This is a genomic window from Paracoccus sp. 08, assembly GCF_024105395.1.
In the GTDB taxonomy this organism is placed as follows: Bacteria; Pseudomonadota; Alphaproteobacteria; order Rhodobacterales; family Rhodobacteraceae; genus Paracoccus; species Paracoccus marcusii.
The window spans coordinates 69,997-90,602 of the sequence record NZ_WEKR01000001.1 but is presented as its reverse complement, the minus strand read 5'-3'; the positions used below and the strand labels follow the sequence as shown (position 1 = coordinate 90,602).

Here is a 20,606-nt window from a genome sequence, read left to right as displayed (position 1 = left end):
ACCCAAAGGCGCATCCCATGGCCGACGATCTGCTGAACAGCTTTACCTCCGGCCCCGACGATCAGGGGCGCTTTGGCATCTATGGCGGCCGCTTCGTGTCCGAGACGCTGATGCCGCTGATCCTGGACCTGGAGGCGGAATACGAACGCGCCAAGACCGACCCGTCCTTTTGGGCGCAGATGGACGACCTGTGGACGCACTACGTGGGCCGTCCCAGCCCGCTCTATTTCGCGGAACGCATGACCCAGCATCTGGGCGGCGCCAAGATCTACATGAAGCGGGACGAACTGAACCACACCGGCGCGCACAAGATCAACAACGTGCTGGGCCAGATCCTGCTGGCGATCCGCATGGGCAAGACGCGCATCATCGCTGAAACCGGCGCGGGCCAGCATGGCGTGGCGACCGCCACCGTCTGCGCGCGGTTCGGGCTGAAATGCGTGGTCTACATGGGCGCGCATGACGTGGAACGTCAGTCGCCCAACGTCTTCCGCATGCGCCTGCTGGGGGCCGAGGTGATCCCGGTGACCAGCGGCCGCGGCACGCTGAAAGATGCGATGAACGATGCGCTGCGCGATTGGGTGACCAATGTGCGCGACACGTTCTACTGCATCGGCACGGTCGCGGGGCCGCACCCCTATCCGGCGATGGTCCGGGACTTCCAGTCGATCATCGGCAAGGAGGTCCGCGAACAGATCATGCCGCGCGAAGGGCGTTTCCCCGACACGATCATCGCGGCCATCGGCGGCGGGTCGAACGCGATGGGCCTGTTCTATCCGTTCCTGAACGACAAGGACGTCCGCATCATCGGCGTCGAGGCCGGGGGCAAGGGCGTCGACGACCGGATGGAGCATTGCGCCAGCCTGTCGGGCGGCCGCGCGGGCGTCCTGCACGGCAACCGCACCTATCTGCTGCAGGACGATGACGGCCAGATCCTGGAGGGTCATTCGATCAGCGCGGGCCTGGACTATCCCGGCATCGGGCCGGAACATGCCTGGCTGAAGGATATCGGCCGCGCAGAATATGTCAGCATCACGGATGATGAAGCGCTTGGCGCGTTCCAGCTGTGCTGTGCGCTGGAAGGCATCATTCCCGCGCTGGAGCCCAGCCACGCGCTGGCCCATGTGATCAAGATCGCGCCGGACCTGCCCGCCGACCACATCATCGTGATGAACATGTGCGGTCGTGGCGACAAGGACATCTTCACCGTCGCCAAGCACCTGGGCCAGGACCTGAAGACCTGATCAGCGCGTCAGCAGCAGGATGTTCAGGTCCGCTTCCAGCATCGGCAGGGGCATCAGGATGCGCGCCTGCGTCGGGCTGACGACCTCGACCATGCCGACCTCGGGGACGCGCTGCGGCGTGGCGGCGGGGTCGATGCTGTCGGGCAGGTCGGCATAGGGCGGGGCGGTATCGCCGGCGATGTAGCCTGTGCCCAGATAGGCCTGTGCCCCGTCCAGATCGCCGATCATGCCCTGCATCCGCTGTGAGCCGGTCAGTTTCACGAACCCGCCGTCGGTGTCGATGCGACAGCGGAACGGCTGATAGACGACCAGAGGCAACCCGCCGCCCAGCTTCAGCATCCGGCACGACCAGTCGCCGGGCAGCAGGGCCGCGGCCTGATCGGCGGGCAGGGGGCGGCCTGCCAGACCCTGCATCAGCACGGCCAGATCGTCCGGGGTTCCCTGCGCAAGGGCGCCCCTCAGCGTGCGTCCGGCCACCGTATCGACCTGCTCTAGCCGGATGCGGTCTTCGGCGCGGATGATGGGTGCAAGGTCGGGGCCGAAGGCCGCGGCGGGTGTCGCGGCCAGCGCCGCGATCAGGATCGCCGTCCTAGTCCGCATCGGTCCCGGCATGGCGCTTCAACAGCTCCAGCGGCACGATCTCCAGCGCGCGTTTGTGCGTGGATTCCAGCACCACGGTCGGCGCGGCGAATTCTTGTGCCGCCTGCAGAAAGCGGCTGGCGCACAGGCACCAGCGCTGGCCGGCCTTCAGCCCCGCAAAGCCGTATTCCGGCCGCGGGGTCGTCAGGTCGTTGCCCAGATAGCGCGACATTGCCAGGAATTCGTCGGTCAGGATCACGCAGACCGTGTGGCTGCCCCGGTCCTCGGGCCCGGTGTCGCAGCAGCCGTTGCGAAAGAATCCGGTCATCGGCTTGGTCGAACAGGGCTGCAAGACGCCGCCCAGCACATTGATCGAAGCGTCCATGGAGTCTCCTTTTCGCCCAGCCTAGGCGCAGCCGGGCGCCGGGGAAAGTCACAACTGCTTCGGCTGCCAGTCGATCCAGCGCCCGTGAAAATCCGCGCGGCCAAGCGACCAGTCGCGCCGGGTGCCGTCCCACAGCGTCAGGTCCAGCGCCGCGCCCTCGCCGCCATCGGCCTCCATCCGCAGATGGGCCACGGGGGCCGACGGGGTCGCGGTCCGGCCTGCGTGGGACAGGGCGTCAGTGCAGGCCTGCACCGTCGCGGGTGGAAAATACTGGGCTGCGACGGTGTGATAGACCAGCGTCAGCCGGTCCGGCACCGGCTTGGCCAAGCGGTCGGCCAGCCAGGCGCCCGCATCGCCACGGTTGATCTGCGGCGGGTCCCGCCGGGCCAGGTCCAGCGCCGCCCGCAGGCGCGCCATGCGGTCATGCTGATCGGCCCAGCAATAGGCCATCAGTCGCAGCCCGTCGCGATCCGGGTCCAGCGGGTTCAGGTCGACCCCGCGACGGCTGGCAACCGTCACCGACCCCTGCGGCATCGCGCCCCGCCATTCGGGTGTCAGCACCACGCCGGTTTCCCCCGTACCCAGGTAATAGCGGTCGAAATTCAGGTTCAATCCGGCCGACGCCCCCAGCTCCAGCAGCCGCAGCGGCAGGGGTGACAGCGCGCTGAGGAACCGTGCCGCGCCGATCAGGGCCGCGGACCGGGCGACCTCGTTCGTCTGCGGGGGGCTGTCCAGCCATGACAGGATGGTTTCCGCATGATCGTCCAGCACGCGGCGCAGCAGGGCCGGGTCCACAACGCCGCCGTCATAGGCGCGTGCAAGGTCAGAGGCCTGCCCGGTCAACACCAGCGCATGCAGCGCCCCGCACAGGCGCAGGGGCAGCGAATCCGCCGCGGTGGACGGATCGCCCGTCCAGCCCAGCACGCGGTCCGCGACCGGTCCGTCGGCCAGAACCTGGGGCAGGGTCCGGCACAGCTGTGCCGTCAGCGGTGATCCAAGCGCGGCACAGGCGCGGGCCTGATGGGCAAAGGCCGCGGCGACCGTCACTTGAACCGGTCGCTCAGCGCGCGCAGGCGGTCGGTCAGGGTGACGGGCTGGGGCGCGGGGTCCGGTTTCGGCGCCGGTGGGGGTGCGGGTTTCGGGGTCGGGGCCTCGGTCCCGCTGTTGCGCGCCGGTGCGGTGCGGTTCGCCACCGCGTTCTGGAACCGGCCGCCATCGCCGGTCGCGAGCGCCGGGGCGCCGTCCGAGATGCCGCGCAACAGGTCGTCCAGCCAGTCCTGCTCTGCCTTGGCAAAGTCGGACAGCACATAGGACGCGACCTTGTCCTTGTGCCCCGGATGCCCGATGCCAAGCCGCACCCGTCCGTATTCCGCGCCGATATGCTGGTGGATCGAGCGCAGCCCGTTGTGGCCTGCATGCCCGCCGCCCTGCTTGACGCGGCACTTGCCGGGCGCCAGGTCCAGTTCGTCGTGCAGCACGATGACGTCGGCGGGCGCCAGCTTCAGATATCGCGCGGCCTCTCCGACGGACTGGCCGGACAGGTTCATGAAGGTCTGAGGCTTGAGCAGCGTGACGCGCATCTCGCCAAGGCGGCCATCGGCGGCCATGCCCTGAAACCGGGCGCGCCAAGGGGTGAAATCGTGGTCCGCGGCGATCCGGTCCAAGGCCAGAAACCCGATGTTGTGACGATTGGCCGCATATTTCGCGCCGGGATTGCCCAGCCCCACGATCAGCTTCACGGCTGCCTCCTGTCCGCCCGCCGGGGGCGATTTGCGTTCCATCCCTTGCGGCTGTCCTTGCCCGTTACTAAGACTCTGTCAACACTTCGCGGGTAAGACAGGGACAAGTGCCCGGTCGAATCGCGGGGACAGGGGCGAACAGGCAAGGACAGAAGATGAGCGATCCGGCAGAATTCTACATGAACACCCTGGTGCCGATGGTGGTCGAACAGACCTCGCGCGGGGAACGGGCCTATGACATCTTCTCGCGTCTGCTGAAGGAGCGCATCATCTTCGTCTCGGGTCCCGTTCACGACGGGATGTCGACGCTGATCTGCGCGCAGTTGCTGTTCCTTGAGGCGGAGAACCCGTCCAAGGATATCAGCATGTATATCAACAGTCCCGGCGGTGTCGTGACCTCGGGTCTGTCGATCTATGACACCATGCAGTACATCAAGCCGCGCGTTTCGACGCTGGTGGTGGGGCAGGCGGCCAGCATGGGTTCGCTGCTTCTGGCGGCCGGAGAGCCGGGTCTGCGCTATTCGCTGCCGAACAGCCGGGTGATGGTCCACCAGCCATCGGGCGGATACCAGGGCCAGGCCACCGACATCCTGATCCACGCGCGCGAAACCGAAAAGCTGAAGCGTCGCCTGAACGAGATCTATGTCCATCACACCGGCAAATCTCTGACCGAGGTCGAGGCGGCGCTGGAGCGCGATCGTTTCATGACCGCGGACGAGGCGAAGGACTGGGGCCTGATCGACGAGGTCGTGGCTCCGCGCGGCAAGGCCATACCGGAGAAGAAATAGCTTTGATGGGGATTGTGACGGGCCGGACTGGCCCGTAACATGGCGTGAATGACCCGCGGCGGCCGATCCGCCGCGGAAACCCGAAGATGCGGCGCGCGGAAACCCGATCCCGCCGTCGCCCGCCCCGCGTCCTTGCGGGACGGCAGTCAAGGAAATGGACGATGGCGAACCAGTCCGGCAGCGACAGCAAGAACACGCTCTATTGCAGCTTCTGCGGCAAGAGCCAGCACGAGGTCCGCAAGCTGATTGCGGGACCGACCGTGTTCATCTGCGACGAATGCGTCGAACTGTGCATGGACATCATCCGCGAAGAGACCAAGACCAGCGGTCTGAAGTCCGGCGACGGCGTGCCCACCCCGCGGGAAATCTGCGGTGTGCTGGATGATTACGTCATCGGGCAGGAGCATGCCAAGCGCGTGCTGTCCGTGGCCGTGCACAACCATTACAAGCGTCTGAACCACGGCTCCAAGACCGACATCGAACTGGCCAAGTCGAACATCCTGCTGATCGGGCCGACCGGCTGCGGCAAGACGCTGCTGGCGCAGACCTTGGCGCGCATTCTGGACGTGCCCTTTACGATGGCGGACGCGACCACGCTGACCGAGGCGGGCTATGTCGGCGAGGATGTCGAGAACATCATCCTGAAGCTGCTGCAGTCGTCCGAATACAACGTCGAACGGGCACAGCGCGGCATCGTCTATATCGACGAGGTCGACAAGATCACCCGCAAGTCGGACAACCCGTCCATCACTCGTGACGTGTCCGGCGAGGGCGTGCAGCAGGCCTTGCTGAAGATCATGGAGGGTACGGTCGCCTCGGTTCCCCCGCAGGGCGGGCGCAAGCATCCCCAGCAGGAGTTCCTGCAGGTCGACACGACCAACATCCTGTTCATCTGCGGCGGCGCCTTTGCCGGTCTGGACCGCATCATCGCACAGCGCAACAAGGGCACGGCGATGGGCTTTGGCGCCTCGGTCAAGGAAACGGGTGATCAGGGCGTTGGCGAGCTGTTCAAGGAACTGGAGCCCGAGGATCTGCTGAAGTTCGGCCTGATCCCGGAATTCGTCGGACGTCTGCCGGTCATCGCGACCCTGACCGACCTGGACGAAGAGGCGCTGATCATCATCCTGACCAAGCCGAAGAACGCCCTGGTTAAGCAGTACCAGCGCCTGTTCGACCTGGAGGGCGTTCAGCTGACCTTCACCGACGACGCGTTGACCGCCATCGCCAAGCGCGCGATCAAGCGCAAGACCGGTGCTCGCGGTCTGCGGTCGATCATGGAGGAGATCCTGCTGGACACCATGTTCGAACTGCCCGGACTGGACAGCGTTCAGGAGGTCGTGGTCAACGACGAGGCCGTGGACAACCCCACTGCCAAGCCCCTGCTGATCCATGTCGATCCCAAGAAGGAAACCGCCTCGGCCGGGTGATCGGGGCATCCGCGCAAGGCTGGACCTTGCGCGGAAACTGGGGCATATCCCAAGGGCAAAACTGATCGTTGAGGGTCCTGCCGATGTCGTTCCTGCTGCGCTTTCTGACCTGGTGGAACAGCCAGACGCTGAACACTCAGTTCTGGACCTGGCGCAACGGCGTGAAGGTCGGCGAGGACGCGGCCGGAAACATCTTCTACAAGACCAAGGACGGCAAGCGCCGTTGGGTCATCTATAAATCCGAATCCGAGGCCAGTCAGATTTCGCCCGAATGGCACGGCTGGCTGCACCACACCTGGAACGAGGCGCCGACCGAACTGGCCGTCCCGCGCAAGGCGTGGGAACAGCCGCACCAGGCCAACCTGACCGGCACGCCGGGCGCCTATGTGCCGGCCGGGTCGCTGTATCGCGCGGCACCTGCGGTGCGCAGTGATTATGACGCGTGGCGCCCGGAATAGCATGTCCGCCGACATCGCCCATGGGACCGAGGCGCGTGCCGAACTGATCGCGGGTGGCGTCGTCCTTGCGGTCGCCGCGGGTTTTCTTGCTTGGGCGGCGCAGGGGCAGTGGGGCGGCGGATCGGGTTATCCGCTGATCGCATCTTTTCCGGATGTCGACGGGGTCGCGGTCGGGACAGAGGTCCGTTTGGCCGGTGTTCGTATCGGCCGCGTCAGTGAGGTTCGGTTGAACCCGCAGACCTATCTGGCCGATGCGGTCATGACGATCCCAGACGACATTGTGCTGCCTACGGACAGCGCCGCGCTCATTCAGTCCGACGGCCTTCTGGGCGGCGCGTACATTCAGCTGCAGCCCGGCGGCGCGATGGACAATCTTGCCCCCGGGGACGAGATCGAGGATGTGCAGGGTGCGGTCAGTTTGCTGCAGCTGATGCTGAAATTCGTCGACAGCCAATCGGCCGATGAGTCCGTGCCATGATTCGCGCCGCGCTTTGCCTGATGCTGATGGCAACACCCTTGGCCGCGCAGGACACCGTGCGCGCACAGGGCGCGATGCTGCGGGGTCTGGACAAGGTGTCGGGGCGGACGACGGACCTGCCGCTTCAGATCGGTCAGGCCGTCCGTTACGGGCGGTTGGAGATTAGGCTGGGCGAATGCCGCTATCCTGCAGGCGATCCCAGCTCTGACGCCTTCGCGCAGCTGACCATCACCGACCTGCGGCAGAACGCGACGGTCTTTAGCGGCTGGATGATCGCCAGCTCGCCCGCGCTGTCGGCGCTGGATGACGCGCGCTACGATGTCTGGGTCATGTCCTGTCAGGGCTGAGCGGCCAGCATCTCTGCTGAGAGCAGTGGCGCCGCACGGATGTCGGCCTTGCGGCGGAGAGCCGCGGTCAGCCGCGTGTGATAGGTCTTGCGCGGAATTTCGATCCCACCCATCCGGGCCAGATGCGGCGTCAGGAACTGCGTGTCGAACAAGGTGAAGCCGCATCGCTTCAGGTGCGTCGACAGCCACCACAGCGCCATCCGCGATCCGTTCTCGCGGGCCGAAACCATGGATTCGCCGAAGAACGCCCCCCCAAGGGTCACGCCGAACAGACCGCCCGCGAAGGCCCCGTCATGGCGGATCTCGATGGCGTGCGCATGGCCCGCGCCGTGCAGCGCCTGGTACAGGTCCGCCAGCGGAGCGTTGATCCACGTCGTTTCGCGGTCGGCACAGGCGGCGACCACGGTTGCGAAATCGCCGTCCAGATGCGCGGACCATCCACCACGCCGCAGGTCTCGCCGCAGAGAGCGCGCGACATGGACGCCCCCCACCGGCAGGACCCCCCGCATCGGGGGGTCGAACCAGTACAGGCGGTCGTCATCCGCGCTTTCGGCCATCGGAAAGACGCCGCGCGCATAACCGGTCAGCAACTGCGCAGGCGTCAGCATCGGGCCCTTACGCGTAATGCCGGGCCAGCCAGCGTTCCAGCCAGTGGATCGAGTAGTTCCCCGACTGGATGTCAGGTTCCGCCAGCAGATCACGGAACAGCGGCACGGTCGTGTCGACCCCGTCCACGATCAGTTCGCCCAAGGCGCGCGACAGACGGGCCAGCGCCTCGTCCCGGTCCCGACCGTGAACGATCAGCTTGCCGATCAGGCTGTCGTAATAGGGCGGGATCGAATAGCCCTGATACAGCGCCGAATCCATCCGCACGCCCAGACCGCCCGGGGCGTGATACTGGGTGATCTTGCCGGGGCAGGGAGAGAAGCTGGGCACCTTCTCGGCATTGATCCGCACCTCGATCGAATGGCCGTTGATCACCAGGTCCTCCTGGTGGAACTCCATCGGCAGGCCGGCAGCGACGCGGATCTGCTGGCGCACCAGATCGACCCCGAAGATCGCCTCGGTCACCGGATGTTCCACTTGCAGGCGGGTGTTCATCTCGATGAAGTAGAACTCTCCGTCCTCGAACAGGAATTCGATCGTGCCGGCGCCGGAATAGCCGATCTTGGCGACGGCATCGGCGCAGACCTTTCCGATCCGGGCGCGCTGTTCGGCGGTGATGGCGGGGCCGGGGGCCTCCTCCAGCACCTTCTGGTGGCGGCGCTGCAGCGAGCAGTCGCGTTCGCCCAGATGCACGGCGCGGCCCTTGCCGTCGCCGAAGACCTGGATCTCGATATGGCGCGGCCGCTGGAGGTATTTCTCCAGATAGACGTCGGGATTGCCGAAGGCTGCCTTGGCCTCGGACCGCGCGGTGCGGAAGGCGACCTCAAGGCCCGCCTCATTCTCGGCGACCTTCATGCCGCGACCGCCGCCGCCCGCCGTGGCCTTGATGATGACCGGATAGCCGATCTGGGCCGCGACCGCCTTGGCCTGTTCCACGTCGTTCACGCCACCGTCGCTGCCGGGCACGCAGGGCACGCCAAGCGCCTTCATCGTGTCCTTTGCGGTGATCTTGTCGCCCATGATGCGGATGTGTTCGGCACGCGGACCGATGAAGGTGATGCCGTGATCTTCCAGCATCTGCACGAAACCCGCATTCTCGGACAGGAAGCCGTAGCCCGGGTGGATCGCCTGCGCGCCCGTGATCTCGCAGGCCGAAATCAGCGCCGGCATCGACAGATAGGATTGCGCCGAAGACGGCGGACCGATGCAGACCGATTCGTCTGCCATGCGGACATGCATCGCGTCGGCGTCGGCGGTCGAATGGACCGCGACCGATGCGATGCCCATCTCGCGGCAGGCGCGGATCACGCGCAGCGCGATCTCGCCCCGGTTGGCGATGAGGATCTTGTCGAACATGGGCTTACTCGACGATCATCAGGGGGGTGCCGAATTCGACCGGGTTGCCGTCATCGACCAGGATGCGGCGCACCGTGCCCGCACGGGGCGCGGGAATGTGGTTCATCGTCTTCATGGCCTCGACGATCATCAGCGTGTCGCCCTCGGCCACGGTCTGACCGACGGTGACGAAGGCCGCGGCGCCGGGCTCAGCCGACAGATAGGCGGTGCCCACCATGGGCGAGGTCACGGCGCCGGGCAGGCTGGCCGGATCGGCGCTGGCCGCGGCAGAGGCGGGCGCAGTGGCCGCGGCGGGCGCCGGGGCGGATGCCTGCGGTGCCGGGGCGGAAGGCGCCGCTGGGCTCTGGGCATAGACGACCTGCTTGCCCTGCTTGGTCAGGCTGACCGTCAGGCGGTCATGCTCGCCATATTCGCGCTTGACCTGGATCTCGTTCAGCTCGCTGGAGTTCAGCAGCTCGGCCAGCGAGCGGATGAAGGCCACGTCGCCCTCGTGATGCTTGTCGTGGTGGGAATCGTTGCTCATGCCATCCTCTGACGTGTTCTGGTCGGGCCGCGTCCACGCGCGGCGATTGCAGGGCTTATAGCCCCTGTGCCTGCCCAAGGGGAAGGGTCCCGTCGCGCTTTGCGCGCTCAGGCGCCGGGGCGCGCGGCCTTTTCTGCCAGGCCAGAGGTGCCTTCGCGCCGCGTCAGCTCCGCCTCGACGTCCTCCAGCGTGATGTCGCGCGCGGCCAGCATGACCAGCAGGTGGAACATCACGTCGGCGGCCTCGGCGGTCAGGCGGGCGCGGTCGCCCTTGACCGCCTCGATGATCGCCTCGACGGCCTCCTCGCCGAACTTCTCGGCGCATTTCTCGGGGCCCTTGGCCAGCAGTCTGGCGGTCCAGCTGCTGTCGGGGTCGGCGGTCTTGCGGTCCTGGACGGTCGCGGCCAGGCGGTGCAGGGCGGTCATGTCAGCCTCATGGGAATGCCGGCGGCGGCCATGTGGGCCTTGGCCTCGGCGATGGTATGCATACCGAAATGGAAGATGCTGGCGGCCAGAACGGCGCTGGCATGACCTTCGGTCACGCCCTCGACCAGGTGGTCCAGCGTGCCGACGCCGCCGGATGCGATGACCGGAACGGTCACCGCATCGGCGATGGCCCGCGTCAGCGGCAGGTTGAACCCCGACCGCGTCCCGTCCCGGTCCATCGAGGTCAGCAGGATCTCTCCTGCGCCCTTGGCTTCGACCAGTCGCGCGAACGCCACCGCGTCGATGCCGGTGGGCTTGCGGCCGCCATGGGTGAAGATCTCCCACCGGCCGTCTTCCACGGTCTTTGCGTCGATTGCCACGACGATGCACTGGCTGCCGAACCGGTCGGCGGCGGCGGCCACCACATCCGGGTCGGCCACGGCCGCGGAGTTGAAGCTGACCTTGTCGGCCCCAGCCAGAAGCAGCGCCCGCACGTCGTTGTGCGTGCGCACGCCACCGCCCACGGTCAGCGGGACAAAGCATTGTTCCGCCGTCCGGGTCACCAGATCGAACATGGTGCCGCGATTTTCATGGGTGGCATGAATGTCCAGAAAACAGATCTCGTCCGCGCCGGCGGCGTCATAGGCGCGTGCGGCCTCGACCGGGTCGCCGGCATCGACCAGGTCGACGAAGTTCACGCCCTTGACCACGCGCCCGTCGGCGACGTCCAGGCAGGGAATGATCCGGGTCTTGAGCATCGTCGGGGCCTTTGGCTGGGGCTGTTCAGCCCTGGGTTCTAGCGCAACGGTGGGGGCGGGACCAGTGGTCCGCGCCCGCCCGTGTCAGGCCAGCGCGGCCAGCGCCTGGCGCAGGTCCAGCGCGCCGTCGTAAAGCGCCCGCCCCGAGATCGCGCCCGCGATCACCTTGGTGTCGTCAAGCGCCTTAAGGTCGGCCAGCGACGAGACCCCGCCGGATGCGATCACGGGAATCGTGACGGCGCGGGCCAGCGCCTCGGTCGCGTGGATGTTGGGGCCGCCCATCGCGCCATCGCGGTCGATGTCGGTATAGATGATTGCGGCGACGCCCACGTCCTGGAACCGGCGGGCCAAGTCGGTGGCGTTCACGTCGGTTTCCGTGGCCCAGCCCCGCGTCGCGACCTTGCCTGCGCGGGCGTCGATACCGACCGCGATGCGGCCGGGAAAGGCGTCGGCGGCCTCGCGTACCAGGTCGGGATTCTCGACCGCGACGGTGCCCAGGATCACGCGGGTCAGGCCGCGCTCCAGCCAGGATTCGATCGTCGCCATGTCACGGATGCCGCCGCCCAGCTGGGTCGGAATGTCGGTAGCCGCCAGGATCGCCTCGACCGCCGCGGCATTCACGGGCTTGCCCTCGAAGGCGCCGTTCAGGTCGACCAGGTGCAGCCATTCGGCACCCGCATCCTGGAACGCACGGGCCTGGGCCGCGGGATCGGTGCCGAAGACGGTCGCGGCCTCCATGTCGCCGCGCAGCAGGCGCACGCAGTTGCCGTCCTTCAGGTCGATGGCGGGATAGAGGATCATGGCGGCACGCTCCGGTCTCAAGGGTTGCGCCCCCTTTGCCACGGGGCGGGCGGGAACGGCAAGGGACCTGACGTCATGCTTGCCCGGACGGGGGCGGCCCGCGCAATCTGGTCGCACCCTGAGGAGGAGGGACCCATGCGTCACATCATTCTGGCCGCCACGTTCGCGCTGGCTGCAGGGGCGGCCAGCGCCGACCCGATCGAAGGGGTCTGGCAGACCCAGCCCGACGAGGGCGCGTTCGCCCATGTCACCGTCGCGCCCTGCGGCGGCGCGTTCTGCGGCACGATCACCCGGACCTATCGCGACACGGCCGAATACCAGTCGCCCAACCTGGGCCGCCAGATCGTCATCGACATGGCGCCCCAGGGCGGCGGCAACTATGCGGGTCGCGTCTGGCGGCCGTCCAACGACAAGATCTATGCCGGCAAGGCCTCGGTCGCGGGCGACCGGATGAGCCTGTCGGGCTGCATCGCCGGTGGCCTGCTGTGCAGCAGCCAGACCTGGGTGCGGGTGCAGTAGCACCGACAGAACAGTGATCGGGGCCGGGCGAACCTGCCGCGGCCCCGACGCGTTCCCTGGGCGAAACAGCAACCAAGGAACGCACCATGCCGATGATTTCCGCGAAAGATGGCACGCAGCTTTACGTCAAGGACTGGGGGCAGGGCCGCCCGGTCGTCCTGATCCATGGCTGGCCGCTGACCGCAGACAGCTGGGAGACGCAGGCCCTGGGCCTGGCCGAGGCGGGCTATCGCGTCGTCAGCTATGACCGCCGCGGATTCGGCCGGTCCGAACAGCCTTGGAACGGCTATGATTACGACACGCTGTCGGACGATCTGGCCGCGGTGATCGACGAGCTGGAACTGACCGACGCGGCCATCATCGGATTTTCCATGGGCGGCGGAGAGGTCGCCCGCTATGTCTCGCGCCACGGCGCAAAGGGGGCCAGCCGGTTGGGGTTCATCTCGTCTGTCGCGCCGGGGCTGCTGAAATCCGACGCCAATCCCGACGGTGCCCCGGCCGACCTGTTCGAGGGGATGCGCGACGGGCTGCGCAAAGACCGTCCGGCCTTCCTGCAGGATTTCGCCAAGCAGTTCTATGGCCAGGGCCTTCTGGGCGGCGTCAGTCAGGCCGTTCTGGACTGGACACAGGGCATGGCGATGATGGCCAGCCCGCGCGCCACGATCGAATGCGTGACAGCGTTCGGGATGACCGATTTCACCGCGGACGTGGCGCAGATCAATCTGCCCACGCTGGTCGTGCATGGCACGGCAGACAAGATCGTGCCCATCGCCGCCACCGCGCATCGGATGGCCAAGATGGTCCCGAGCGCAAAACTGATCGAATACGACAACGCCCCGCACGGACTGGCCGCCACGCATGGCGAGCGGCTGCTGGACGACCTCAAGGCGTTTCTGGCCTGATCGGGGGCAGGGGGCGGACCGTCCGCCCCCTGTCGCCTATTCTGCCGCCTGCGCCGCGCGCCACTGAGACACGCAGGGGATCTTGTCGCGGTCGCAGCGGTCAGAGTATTTGCGGGCGATGTCACGGACCTCTGACAGCAGACCCTCGGCCAGGGTAATCGGCTGCAGGCCCAACCCCAGAAAGCTGTCGTTGACGACATGCAGGTCGTTCTCGTCAGCCTCGTTGCGAGGGTTCTTCTGGAACGCGACCTCGGTCCCCGTGCGGTCCGAGATCATCTGCGCCAGGTCGCGGACGCGGTGCGTCTCGGTCATCTGGTTCAGGATCTGCACCCGGTCGCCGCGTTTGGGCGGGTTCGCGATGGCCAGTTCGATGCAGCGGCAGGTGTCTTGAATGTGGATGAAGGCGCGCGTCTGGCCGCCCGTTCCGTGCACGGTCATCGGATAGCCGATGGCCGCCTGCATCAGGAACCGGTTCAGCACCGTCCCATAGTCGCCATCGTAATCGAAGCGGTTGATCAACCGTTCGTCCATTTGCGTTTCGGCCGTCTGCGTGCCCCAGACGATGCCCTGATGCAGGTCGGTGATCCTCAGGCCGTCGTTCTTGTTGTAGTAGAAGAAGAACAGCGCATCCTGGGTCTTGGTCATGTGATAGATGCTGCCCGGATTGGCCGGGTACAGAATCTGCTGGTCATGGGGTCCCTGCGCGGTCTGCACGGTCACGTCCAGATAGCCTTCAGGGATCTTCATGCCGGCGGTGCCGTAGCCATAGACGCCCATCGTGCCAAGGTGCACCAGATGGATGTCCTGACCCGATTCGACGATCGCGGCCAGCACGTCATGCGTCGCATTCAGGTTGTTGTTGACGGTGTAGCGCTTGTGGCGGGCCGATTTCATGGAATAGGGCGCCGCACGCTGTTCGGCGAAATGCACGATCGCATCGGGCCGTTCACGCTCCAACAGCGCCAGCAGCCGGTCGTAATCGTGACCGACGGTCAGATCCTCGGTCCGGATGTGGTTGCCGGTCACCTCGGCCCAGGCACGGACGCGCTCGCCCAGGGGGCGGATCGGCGTCAGGGAGGCGACCTCAAGCTCTACATCGATCTTGCGGCGCGAGAGGTTGTCGACGATCACGACGTCGTGACCGCGGGCGGACAGGTGCAGGGCCGTGGGCCAGCCGCAGAAACCGTCTCCGCCCAGAACGATGATCTTCATGATATGCCTTGCCGAATGATGCGCTGAATTCATTCAAATCAATATCCATGCGCGCATGCAAGCGCCACCCCCGCAGGGGTTGCGTCATCCGGATGTCATGAAACCGGCGGCAATCAGCCTGTCTGGGCCTGCTGCATGTTGACCATATGCGCCGCGATGGCGTCTTCCAGGTCGGGATAGAAGGTCAGCTTGCCCTGTTCCAGGACCGCCCCTGCGTGACAGGTCTCGCGCAGCATTCCCATCGAATGCGCGACCACGATGGCCCCGGCATTCGACATGCGTTCATTGAAGACGCGGTTGGACTTGGTGCGGAAGGCCGCGTCGCCCACGGCCGAGACCTCGTCCACCAGGTAGGTGTCAAAGGGAACCGCCATCGACAGGCCGAAGGCCAGGCGGGACCGCATCCCCGAGGAATAGGTGCGGATCGGCAGCTTGAAGTGATCGCCCAGTTCGGCAAAATCCTGGACGAAGTACAGCAGCTCCTCGGTGTCCACGCCATAGATGCGCGCGACAAAGCGGCAGTTCTGCTCTCCCGTCAGCTCTCCGCTGAACGAACCGGCAAAGCCCACCGGCCAGCTGATCGTCCCGGTGGACAGCACCTTGCCCGACGACGGCAGCATGGCCCCCGAGATCATCCGCAGCAGCGACGACTTGCCCGCGCCGTTGCGCCCCAGCAGCGCGACCGACACGCCGGACGGAAAGATCGCGGTGATGTCGTCGGCCACCACCTTGTGCTTGCCGTTCAGCGTGTAGGTCTTGCAGAGGTTCTGCAGATAGATCATCGCCGGTCGCGCAGGCTGTAGAAGATCAGGCTGCCGATCACCCACAGCACCGTCAGGAACCCGGCGATCATCAGCAGCAGCTTTGCGCGTTCGGGGAACTCGGCCTCCTGTGCAAGCGTCGGGCGGATGTACGGTGCCAGATAGCGCGACTGGCGCACGGCCTCGGCCCGCGCGGTCTCGAAGCCGGCAAGGGCCGCGGTATAGGTGGCCTCGGCGAACTGCCGGTCGACGGTCAGAATCTCGAACTGGCCCACGACATCGGACAAGGCCTCCTCGCCGCCGGTCGACCCGAACTTCTGGCGCTCGGCCTCGATCTGGTCGCGGATGACCTGGATGCGCAGTTCGGCCTGGCCGATCCGCGGGTCCTCGGGCTGCGCGTTCGCCTGCAGCAGGCCCAGGCCGACCAGCTGTTCGGCCAGTTGCTGCTGCAGCGATGTGACGACGCCGATCTGACCCTGCACGTCGGCCACCGGGTCCACCAGCTGATAGCGATTGCGGAACTCGGTCACCTCCTGGCGGGCCTCGCGCAGGCGATCCTGCGCCCGATCCAGCTCGTCGCGGGCATAGCGCAGTGCATCCTCGCGGGCGATGTCATTCAGCTGGTTGATCAGGATGCCGCCCTCTTCCAGGATCGCATTGGCGATGGTCTGGGCATCGACAGGATCGAAGGCCAAGATGCGCAGGTCGATCATCCCGGAATCGTAATGAATGCGAACCTTCCGCTCCCACTCGTCAACCAAATCTTCCAAGGCAGAGCCGCCGCGGAACCCAAAGATCGGATCATCCGGGGCCTTGGACCAGACCTCACGCAGGTCGATGCGGGCATTGACCCGTTCGACCAGGTCACGGCTCTGGATGAACTTGTACAGGATGTCGGTGTCGCTGGTCGAACTGGACGTGACCCCCACCAGCGACCCCAGCCCGCCCAGAACGTCCGTCGGGCTGGGCGCGGATTCGCTGCGGACCGAGAAGCCGACATAGGACGCGTACTGATCCGATGCGCGGGTATAGATGTACATCGCGCTCAGTATGATCGGAATGATAACCAGAACAACAAAGCTAATGACCATGCCATAGTGGCGTCGGTGCAGGCGTGCCGGGCTGGCGGGCGGCAAGACAGTTTGTTGCATCGCGGCTTGTATGCGCGCCTGCATCTGTGGATTGCGCGCCTTGGGACGGATGATCTGCTGGCCAGTCCCCTTACCGGGCCGTTTGGCGACCTGCCCGACGTTCTGTTCTGTCTGGCGTGTCTGTCCCATACCGCCTTCCGCCGATCGTGGGGCCACGGGCTCACTATGTTCCTGAGCGCGGAAATTGTCCTGAGCAGCGGGCGTCTTGTCTGACTGCGCTGCGCCTGGATCAGACGACACGTTGGCGTGGCGTCCGGAGTTAGGGTCCTGGGCGGACATGCGTTTACCCCGCCTGCCTTGTTGATCTTGCTGGCGCCGTCATACATAAGCGCGCAGAACAGTTCCAGCACCGATCCGTTGCCAGGATCGTGAGCAGTGCAAACGCGCCTTCTGGCGCCATCCGTGATCCGCATGTCCAAGACCACCACGCCCCAACATGGTCCGCCCGCCGCCCCCTTGCCACAGCAAAGGGCCGTTGCGCAGGGCCCACGCGTCCTTAAGGAGGTGCGCAAGCACCGCAGTTTCGCCAGCCTGCGCGCCATCGTCGCCCTTGTCCTGCGCGAGATGCAGACCAGTAAGGGGCGTGCGTCCGGCGGATATTTCTGGGCCATCGCCGAGCCTGCAGGTGGAATCATCCTGTTGACGCTGATCTTTTCGGTAACGTTTAATCAACCGCCAATCGGCACCAGTTTTGCGATGTTCTATGCGACCGGAATGGTGCCTTTCTTAGGATACCTAGACATGTCCGGCAAGGTTGCGTCCTCCGTGCGCTATTCGACTGCGCTTTTGTCCTATCCCGCCGTAACCTTTATGGACGCGCTTCTGGCGCGCATTATCTTTAACGCAATCACGCAGATCATGGTGGCCACGGTGATCTTCACCAGCATCTACCTGATGAACGAAACCAGGACGGACCCGCAGGTCGATCAGATTGCTATTGCTTTAGCAATGATGGTGCTTGTCGCGTCTGCGGTTGGCGTCATGAACTGCTTTCTGTTCGAGGCAGTGACGTGGTGGCAGCCTCTATGGGGCATCTTGATGAAGCCGTTCTTTCTGCTGTCCTGTATCTTCTTCATGTTCGATGATGTTCCCCCGCCTTATCAGGACTGGCTGTGGTGGAATCCGCTGATCCACGTAATCGGACAGATGCGCAGGGCGTTCTTTCCTCAGTACATCGGCGACTATGTCAGCTACGTCTACATTTTCGGGATGGGGTTGGGTGTGTTCGCCCTGGGGCTGGCGCTGCTGGTCCGGTACCACCGCGACCTGCAGAACAGCTAGCCCCGCGGGTCGATCAGCCGGGCCAGGACCGCGGCCTGCGTGATGCGCCCGCCGCCCTGCACGGGCAGGGCTGTGCGATTCGCCAAGAGGCCCATGACCGCGCGCACCGGCATGTCGCGGGGCACGGGCTCTCCCTCGGCGGTGCCGGGTTCGGCGACGTCCTCGGCGGTCAGCACGCCAAGCGGGTTCATGTGCGCCACGAAATCGGCGACATAGTCGTTGATCGGGTTGGCGATTATCTCTCTGGCCGTTCCGATCTGCACGATGCGTCCGCCCTCCATCAACGCGATGCGGTTGCCAAGCTTGAAGGCCTCGTCCAGGTCATGGCTGACGAAGATGATGGTCCTCCCGGTCTTGGCCTGCAGCTCCAGCAGTTCGTCCTGCAGCCTGGCGCGGATCAGCGGGTCCAGCGCGCTGAACGGTTCGTCCATCAGCAGGATCGGTGCCTCGGTCGCAAAGGCGCGGGCCAGGCCCACGCGCTGCTGCATGCCGCCGGACAGCTCTCCGACCTTGCGGTCGGCCCATTCGGACAGGCCCACGGTCGCCAGATGGCCCTCAATCTTGCTCCGCCGTTCGGCCTGCGACATGCCCGCCAGTTCCAGCCCAAGGCCGACATTGTCGCGAACCGTGCGCCATGGCAGCAGGCCGAAGGCCTGAAACACCATCGCCACGTCGCGCAGGCGGATGTCGCGCAGCGCCCGGCTGCCGGCTGCGGTCACGCTGACCATCTGACCGCCGCGCTTGATGCGGACCTCTCCGCGGCAGACGGGGTTCAACGCGTTCACCGCCCGCAGCAGCGTGGATTTGCCCGATCCCGACAGGCCCATCAGGACCAGGATCTCTCCATCGGCGACAGACAGGCTGCAATCGTGGACGCCCAGCACCTGCCCGGTTTCGGTCTTGATGGGGCCGCGGTCCAGACCCTCGTCCATCAGGGGCAGGGCGCGGTCGGGGTGATCGCCGAAGACGATGCACACCCGGTCGAATTCGACGGCGTTCATTTGCGGCCCTCCATGCGCAGCATCCGGTCCAGCAGGATGGCGACGACGACGATCACCATGCCCGATTCGAAGCCCAGTGCGGTGTTGACACTGTTCAGTGCCCGCACGACCGGCACCCCCAGGCCCGATGCACCGACCAGCGCGGCGATGACGACCATCGACAGCGACAGCATGATGGTCTGGTTCAGCCCGGCCATGATCTGGGGCAGGGCGCTTGGCAGTTCCACCTTCCACAGCAGCTGGCGGGGGGTGGCACCGAACGCGGTCGCGGCCTCGACCAGTGCAGGCGGGGTCGAGGCGATGCCCAGCTGCGTCAGCCTGATCGGCGCGGGCAGCACGAAGATCACGGTGGCCAGCAGGCCCGGCACCATGCCGATGCCGAAGAACACGATCGCCGGGATCAGATACACGAAGGTCGGCAGCGTCTGCATCAGGTCCAGGACCGGGCGCATCCAGGCATAAAGCCGCGGCCGGTGCGCGCAGGCGATGCCGATGGGCACGCCCACKGCCATGCAGACGATGCAGGCCGACAGGACCAGCGTCAGCGACTGCAGCATTTCGGACCAGTAGCCCTGGTTCAGCACGAACAGCAGCCCGAACATCACCAGCAGGCAGGTGCCCAACCGCCGCTGCAGCGCCCAAGTCAGCGCCACGGCCAGCGCGATGAACAGGAACGGGTTCGGTGCCTCCAGCCCCGTCAGGATGGCGTCGATCAGCGCCTCCATCCCGGTCGAGATCGCATCGAACAGCCCGGCCGCATTGGCGTTCAGCCAGTCAAAGACCGTCTTTGCGGTCCGTCCCACGGGGATCTTGGTGTCGGTGACCCAATCGGTCAGCTGTTCCATGCCTGCACCCTCTATGACGTTGGGGGCCCCGGCGGCACAGCGCCGGGGCGGGGGGTCATTGCGCCAGCGCCTCGGTCAGCGCGGTCTGGGGGTCGTTGCCGTCGGCGGTGGTCACGTCGACCAGCCAGGGGGTGGCCGCGTCCGGGTTGGCCGCCAGCCAGTCGCGGGCGGCGTCCATCGGATCCTGACCGTCGTTCAGGATCGCGCCCATGACCTCGTTCTCCATGGTCAGGGTGAATTCCAGGTTGGTCAGGAACTTGCCCACGTTGGGGCATTCCGCGACATATCCCGCGCGGGTGTTGGTGCGAACCTCGGCGCCGCCAAGATCGGGGCCGAAGATCTCATCGCCGCCGGTCAGATAGGTCATCTCGAACTGGGCGTTCATGGGGTGGGGCTCCCATCCCAGGAAGATCACGGGCTGATCGCTGTTGGTCGCGCGCTGGACCTGGGCCAGCATGCCCTGTTCGCTGGATTCGACGACCTCGAAAGTGCCCAGGTCGAACTTGTCCATCGCCACCATCTCAAGCAGCAGGCGGTTGCCGTCGTTGCCCGGCTCGATGCCATAGATCTTGCCGTCCAGCGCCTCGCTCTGCGCGGCGATGTCTGGGAAATCGGCGATCCCCAGGTCGGCACCGGCCTTGTTTGTGGCCAGCGTGTATTTCGCACCGGTCAGATTGGTGCGCACCGTGTCGACCGTGCCCGCATCGCGATAGGGGGCGATGTCGGCCTCCATCGTGGGCATCCAGTTGCCCAGGAACACGTCCACGTCGTCCGTGGACAGCGCCGTATAGGTCACCGGGACCGAGAGGATGCGTGTCTCGGTCTCGTATCCCAGGGCCTGCAGGACCGTCGACGCGATGGCCGTGGTCGCGGTGATGTCGGACCAGCCCACGTCGGAAAACACCACCTCTCGGCAGCTGTCGGGTTCCTGTGCGGCGGCGGGCAGCGCCAGCGCGGGCGTCATCGCAAGGACCGCGAGGATGCGGGAAAGGGTCATGATGGGCTCCCTGTTCTTGATTG

General features: G+C 65.9%; 25 protein-coding genes. 9 read left to right on the top strand and 16 right to left on the bottom strand.

Translation table 11 applies throughout. The features are described from left to right. Positions 1–17: 17 nt before the first annotated feature. On the top strand, positions 18–1,244 hold the full coding sequence (trpB, locus tag GBO37_RS00435) for a tryptophan synthase subunit beta (protein ID WP_252926462.1): 1,227 nt from the start codon (positions 18–20) through the stop codon (positions 1,242–1,244). On the opposite strand, the gene GBO37_RS00430 is transcribed toward trpB, so the two are convergent. From GBO37_RS00430 to pth, 4 genes are read right to left on the bottom strand one after another with little or no spacing between them, the layout of a single operon-like run. Then, positions 1,245–1,844, bottom strand: coding sequence for a DUF4893 domain-containing protein (locus GBO37_RS00430; RefSeq protein WP_252926460.1), 600 nt, complete (start codon positions 1,842–1,844; stop codon positions 1,245–1,247). Beyond that, positions 1,834–2,208: a DUF2237 family protein gene (locus GBO37_RS00425; RefSeq protein WP_045999036.1), complete on the bottom strand. Its 375-nt coding sequence runs from the start codon at positions 2,206–2,208 to the stop codon at positions 1,834–1,836. The genes GBO37_RS00430 and GBO37_RS00425 overlap by 11 nt, the downstream gene beginning before the upstream one ends. Positions 2,209–2,256: 48 nt before the next feature. Further along, entirely contained in the window at positions 2,257–3,255 is a 999-nt protein-coding gene (locus GBO37_RS00420) for a DUF2332 family protein (protein WP_252926458.1), read from the bottom strand. After that, entirely contained in the window at positions 3,252–3,947 is a 696-nt protein-coding gene (pth, locus tag GBO37_RS00415) for an aminoacyl-tRNA hydrolase (protein ID WP_252926472.1), read from the bottom strand. Before pth ends, GBO37_RS00420 begins: the two co-directional genes overlap by 4 nt. A 155-nt stretch (positions 3,948–4,102) precedes the next feature. Here pth and GBO37_RS00410 point away from each other — a divergent pair, with 155 nt between their 5' ends. The 5 genes from GBO37_RS00410 to GBO37_RS00390 all read left to right on the top strand — a co-directional run bounded on the left by GBO37_RS00410 (position 4,103) and on the right by GBO37_RS00390 (position 7,445). Further along, positions 4,103–4,735, top strand: a complete 633-nt coding sequence (locus tag GBO37_RS00410) for an ATP-dependent Clp protease proteolytic subunit (protein ID WP_252926456.1) — start codon at positions 4,103–4,105, stop codon at positions 4,733–4,735. 161 nt (positions 4,736–4,896) lie between these two features. After that, positions 4,897–6,162, top strand: a complete 1,266-nt coding sequence (clpX, locus tag GBO37_RS00405) for an ATP-dependent Clp protease ATP-binding subunit ClpX (protein WP_045981266.1) — start codon at positions 4,897–4,899, stop codon at positions 6,160–6,162. 83 nt (positions 6,163–6,245) lie between these two features. After that, positions 6,246–6,620: an NADH:ubiquinone oxidoreductase subunit NDUFA12 gene (locus GBO37_RS00400; protein WP_045981265.1), complete on the top strand. Its 375-nt coding sequence runs from the start codon at positions 6,246–6,248 to the stop codon at positions 6,618–6,620. A 1-nt stretch (position 6,621) separates the two neighbouring features. After that, positions 6,622–7,098 (top strand): outer membrane lipid asymmetry maintenance protein MlaD, encoded by a 477-nt coding sequence (locus GBO37_RS00395; RefSeq protein ID WP_252926454.1) that lies wholly within the window; start codon positions 6,622–6,624, stop codon positions 7,096–7,098. Then, entirely contained in the window at positions 7,095–7,445 is a 351-nt protein-coding gene (locus tag GBO37_RS00390) for a DUF2155 domain-containing protein (RefSeq protein ID WP_045981263.1), read from the top strand. The genes GBO37_RS00395 and GBO37_RS00390 overlap by 4 nt, the downstream gene beginning before the upstream one ends. On the opposite strand, the gene aat is transcribed toward GBO37_RS00390, so the two are convergent. From aat to hisA, 6 genes are all read right to left on the bottom strand, one after another. Then, positions 7,436–8,053, bottom strand: coding sequence for a leucyl/phenylalanyl-tRNA--protein transferase (aat, locus tag GBO37_RS00385; protein WP_127898660.1), 618 nt, complete (start codon positions 8,051–8,053; stop codon positions 7,436–7,438). The genes GBO37_RS00390 and aat overlap by 10 nt on opposite strands. A 7-nt stretch (positions 8,054–8,060) precedes the next feature. After that, positions 8,061–9,407 carry an acetyl-CoA carboxylase biotin carboxylase subunit gene (gene accC / locus GBO37_RS00380; protein WP_045981261.1) on the bottom strand — a complete coding sequence of 449 codons (1,347 nt, stop codon included), beginning with the start codon at positions 9,405–9,407 and terminating at the stop codon, positions 8,061–8,063. A gap of 4 nt (positions 9,408–9,411) precedes the next feature. Then, positions 9,412–9,930, bottom strand: a complete 519-nt coding sequence (gene accB / locus GBO37_RS00375) for an acetyl-CoA carboxylase biotin carboxyl carrier protein (protein WP_045981260.1) — start codon at positions 9,928–9,930, stop codon at positions 9,412–9,414. 107 nt (positions 9,931–10,037) lie between these two features. Next, on the bottom strand, positions 10,038–10,355 hold the full coding sequence (locus GBO37_RS00370) for a phosphoribosyl-ATP diphosphatase (protein ID WP_045981259.1): 318 nt from the start codon (positions 10,353–10,355) through the stop codon (positions 10,038–10,040). Next, complete coding sequence (gene hisF, locus GBO37_RS00365; protein WP_252926452.1) at positions 10,352–11,113, bottom strand: imidazole glycerol phosphate synthase subunit HisF; 762 nt, start codon at positions 11,111–11,113, stop codon at positions 10,352–10,354. The genes GBO37_RS00370 and hisF overlap by 4 nt, the downstream gene beginning before the upstream one ends. Positions 11,114–11,197: 84 nt before the next feature. Further along, on the bottom strand, positions 11,198–11,914 hold the full coding sequence (hisA, locus tag GBO37_RS00360) for a 1-(5-phosphoribosyl)-5-[(5-phosphoribosylamino)methylideneamino]imidazole-4-carboxamide isomerase (protein ID WP_045981257.1): 717 nt from the start codon (positions 11,912–11,914) through the stop codon (positions 11,198–11,200). 135 nt (positions 11,915–12,049) lie between these two features. On the opposite strand from hisA, the gene GBO37_RS00355 reads away from it, so the two are divergent. Together GBO37_RS00355 and GBO37_RS00350 are read left to right on the top strand one after the other, a co-directional pair. Beyond that, entirely contained in the window at positions 12,050–12,433 is a 384-nt protein-coding gene (locus GBO37_RS00355) for a DUF2147 domain-containing protein (RefSeq protein ID WP_045999046.1), read from the top strand. Positions 12,434–12,519: 86 nt separating this feature from the next. Next, a complete protein-coding gene (locus tag GBO37_RS00350) occupies positions 12,520–13,335 on the top strand; it encodes an alpha/beta fold hydrolase (RefSeq protein WP_252926450.1) in 816 nt (271 codons plus the stop codon). 36 nt (positions 13,336–13,371) lie between these two features. Here GBO37_RS00350 and GBO37_RS00345 read toward each other — a convergent pair whose 3' ends face one another. The 3 genes from GBO37_RS00345 to GBO37_RS00335 form a co-directional block, all read right to left on the bottom strand. Then, positions 13,372–14,547, bottom strand: coding sequence for an NAD-dependent epimerase/dehydratase family protein (locus GBO37_RS00345; RefSeq protein WP_252926448.1), 1,176 nt, complete (start codon positions 14,545–14,547; stop codon positions 13,372–13,374). 113 nt (positions 14,548–14,660) lie between these two features. After that, on the bottom strand, positions 14,661–15,329 hold the full coding sequence (locus GBO37_RS00340; RefSeq protein ID WP_045981253.1) for an ABC transporter ATP-binding protein: 669 nt from the start codon (positions 15,327–15,329) through the stop codon (positions 14,661–14,663). After that, positions 15,326–16,348: a sugar transporter gene (locus GBO37_RS00335; RefSeq protein WP_252926446.1), complete on the bottom strand. Its 1,023-nt coding sequence runs from the start codon at positions 16,346–16,348 to the stop codon at positions 15,326–15,328. Before GBO37_RS00335 ends, GBO37_RS00340 begins: the two co-directional genes overlap by 4 nt. A 522-nt stretch (positions 16,349–16,870) precedes the next feature. Between GBO37_RS00335 and GBO37_RS00330 the strand changes: the two genes are divergently transcribed. After that, positions 16,871–17,740, top strand: a complete 870-nt coding sequence (locus tag GBO37_RS00330) for an ABC transporter permease (RefSeq protein ID WP_252926444.1) — start codon at positions 16,871–16,873, stop codon at positions 17,738–17,740. On the opposite strand, the gene choV is transcribed toward GBO37_RS00330, so the two are convergent. Genes choV through choX form a run of 3 tightly spaced genes read right to left on the bottom strand, consistent with a single transcriptional unit; the run spans position 17,737 to position 20,583 of the window. Further along, the gene (gene choV, locus GBO37_RS00325) at positions 17,737–18,741 is read right to left on the bottom strand and encodes a choline ABC transporter ATP-binding protein (protein WP_252926440.1); all 1,005 of its coding nucleotides are present in this window, start codon (positions 18,739–18,741) and stop codon (positions 17,737–17,739) included. The two genes, GBO37_RS00330 and choV, sit on opposite strands and share 4 nt — an antisense overlap. Next, positions 18,738–19,586, bottom strand: a complete 849-nt coding sequence (choW, locus tag GBO37_RS00320) for a choline ABC transporter permease subunit (protein ID WP_045999052.1) — start codon at positions 19,584–19,586, stop codon at positions 18,738–18,740. Before choW ends, choV begins: the two co-directional genes overlap by 4 nt. Positions 19,587–19,641: 55 nt before the next feature. Continuing rightward, positions 19,642–20,583 (bottom strand): choline ABC transporter substrate-binding protein, encoded by a 942-nt coding sequence (choX, locus tag GBO37_RS00315; protein WP_252926438.1) that lies wholly within the window; start codon positions 20,581–20,583, stop codon positions 19,642–19,644. Between the last annotated feature and the right edge of the window lie 23 nt (positions 20,584–20,606).